The 2921-nt window shown below is 42.9% G+C and carries 2 protein-coding genes; both read left to right on the top strand.

The window, feature by feature from the left end; all coding sequences use genetic code 11:
• Positions 1-226 precede the first annotated feature (226 nt).
• Positions 227-859 carry a transcriptional repressor LexA gene (lexA, locus tag NJ959_RS28005; RefSeq protein WP_254015043.1) on the top strand — a complete coding sequence of 211 codons (633 nt, stop codon included), beginning with the start codon at positions 227-229 and terminating at the stop codon, positions 857-859.
• 432 nt (positions 860-1291) lie between these two features.
• Positions 1292-2782, top strand: a complete 1491-nt coding sequence (locus NJ959_RS28000; RefSeq protein ID WP_254015042.1) for an AAA-like domain-containing protein — start codon at positions 1292-1294, stop codon at positions 2780-2782.
• Positions 2783-2921 lie beyond the last annotated feature (139 nt).

Below are 2921 nucleotides of genomic sequence, written 5' to 3'. Positions count from 1 at the left end.
GGGGACAAGGGGGAAGGAGAGTTAAAATTCAAAACTCAAAACTTAAAACTCAAAACTTAAAACTCAAAACTCAAAACTCTCTTCCCCTTAACTACTGGACAAATGATGGAGAAATATAGTACTAATGTTCTATAGATAGCAATATTTAGTGTTTGAGGAAATGAATGGTTGAAATTCAGCTCAAGCCCTTGATATCAAAACTTAGTAACGATTCTATTGTAGAACTATGGAACCCCTAACCCAAGCTCAGGAAGAACTTTATAATTGGCTGGTGGAGTATATTCAAACCACAAAACACGCGCCTTCAATCCGACAGATGATGCGAGGGATGAATTTGCGATCGCCTGCTCCCATCCAAAGTAGGTTAGAACATTTGCGCTCTAAAGGATACATTGATTGGACAGAAGGAAAAGCGCGTACAATTCGGATTCTCGGCACGATGTCAACGGGAGTACCTGTCTTGGGTGCGATCGCGGCGGGTGGTATGGTAGAACCTTTTACTGAAACTAGCGAGTATTTGGATTTGTCTTGTGTATCTTCCAGACAGGGTAACTTTGCCTTGCGGGTGACTGGAGATAGCATGATTGAAGATATGATTGCCGAAGGGGATTTGGTAATTATGTGCCCTGTTCCCAATCCAAAGGAAATAAAAAATGGTCAGATTGTCGCAGCGAGGGTAGAAGGAAAAGGTACGACGTTAAAGCACTTCTACCAGGAGGGTGACAGGGTAATGCTCAAACCTGCTAATTCTAAGTATCCGCCGATAGAAGTAATGGCGACACAAGTACAGGTACAAGGGGTTTTGGTTGGTGTGTGGCGCGATTTTGACCCCAATTTAAAACCAGGGGGGAGATATTAGGCTATGGGAAATTGGTAGGGGCGATTTAGGGAAAACTTTGGCAGATTAACCGATAACTCACCCATGAAAATCTGCCCCGCTCCCTAACATTAAGATTTATATGTTACAAATAATAAGAGTGCATACTACCGTAAGTATGTCAAAATGTTTACCGCGAACATTTCCCGAGGAAATAATGTTCGCGGCAAACATCATTTATTTTCCTAAATAGAGAAGATCGGTGATGACAGACACAGGCAGATCCACCAGAGATCACTGACTATTTATAAAATTAAGCCAATTGGCGTAGAAGATTTGAAACAAATGGCTGATAAATTAGGACGAAAGTAGGGATAAGATAATGAAAAGACGGATTTACGACTAACTAAATACACATCAAATCAATAAGGTTAGCAGCCTTTAGATTTGTTACTACAATCAATAATCGTGATCATGGAAGACGCACTCAAACTCCTACAAGCAGTAGTGTTTGCCAGAACCAGCAAACAACTAACCGATATGCAACTGAATATCCTCCGAGGGTCTTTTCAAAATCAAACTTACGATCAAATTGCTGAAACTTACCAGTTCTCTCATGTCCATACTAGAACAGTTGGCGTGAAAATATGGGCTTTTCTATCCCAAGTCATAGGTACGAAAGTTAACAAGAAAAATTTCCAGATGATCTTGATGCGTCAAGCACAGCAATGGGCGGCGGAGATATCAGGAGATGGGTTCTCAACACGTAAAGTCTACTCAGGAACTACTAATCGGGTTGCCAGATCGACTTCGAGATTCAGTTCAAAGGACTCAGTTCTCTATACAACAGGAGATTTTACCCCACTGAAGAGGCAAAATCAAACTCTATACTATAATCTGCCCGAACTGAAAATGGATACGGCTGCTCCCCCAATACCTGAATTACCAGGGGGACAAGTGAGTATGGATTCTGCATTTTATGTCGAACGTTCCCCGATCGAAGCACGCTGCTACGATATGATTACCCAACCTGGAGCTTTGATTCGGATTCAATCTCCCAGACAAATGGGCAAGAGTTCCCTGATGGCAAGGATTTTAGCTGAAGCAACAGAGCTAGGATACCACTCCGTATCATTAAGCTTTGAGCTTGCTAGTAGTAATATCTTCACCAATTCAGATAAATTCTTACAGTGGTTTTGTGCCAGCGTTGGCAAAAGCTTAGGCTTACCGAATCGGTTGGGGAATTATTGGGATGAGATTCTAGGTGGCAATTACAGCGCTACTGAGTATTTCGAGAATTATCTGTTAGCCGAAATCGATACTCCCCTAGTCCTTGGCTTAGATGAATTGGATGTAATATTCCAATACCCGGAAATCCTCTCAGACTTTTTCAGTATGCTGCGAGCATGGCATGAGAAAGCCAAGGGCGGAAGTCAAATTAGCCATCTTTGGAAAAAACTACGGTTAGTGGTGGTAAATTCTACTGAAGTTGAGCTACCTGAAAATAGCAATGTATCGCCCTTTAATGTGGGACTCTCGATTGAGTTACCAGAGTTTACTCAAGAGGAAGTCCAAGATTTGGTACAGCGTCACGGACTGAATTGGGACTTCGATCGGGTAAGGCAGTTGATGTCCTTGGTGGGTGGTCATCCCTATCTGGTACAAAAGGCACTCTACCACATCTGGCATCAGGATGTCACATTGGAACAGTTGTGCCCAAAGTCTGGTAGTAAAGGAACGGTTTACAGCGAACACCTCCGTCGGCACTTGTCAAAGTTGCAACAATTTCCCCAACTCCTGAAAGCTTTGACTGAAGTTGCATCTTCCCCAGCACCAGTAGAATTAGATCGGGTACAGGCGTTGAAGCTACGCAATATGGGGTTAGTTCATTTAGTAGGGGATCGCGTTATTCCTTGCTGCAATTTATATCGTCAGTATTTCAGCCAGGTTAGTGTAGCGTCATGAGTCAGTTACGGAGTAGGGTGCGTGATACAGCAGATTGCAGGTTTATGAAGTACACCTCAGAAACCCGGTTTCTTTGAGAAACCGGGTTTCTCTGCACCGAACATACCTGAAAATTACTGCTACTGTACCTCATAACAGC

The sequence above is a fragment of the Limnofasciculus baicalensis BBK-W-15 genome, from assembly GCF_024178385.1.
Lineage (GTDB): Bacteria > Cyanobacteriota > Cyanobacteriia > Cyanobacteriales > Coleofasciculaceae > Limnofasciculus > Limnofasciculus baicalensis.
Note: the sequence above shows the minus strand (reverse complement) of the source record. Positions and strands in the feature narration are given on the sequence as shown.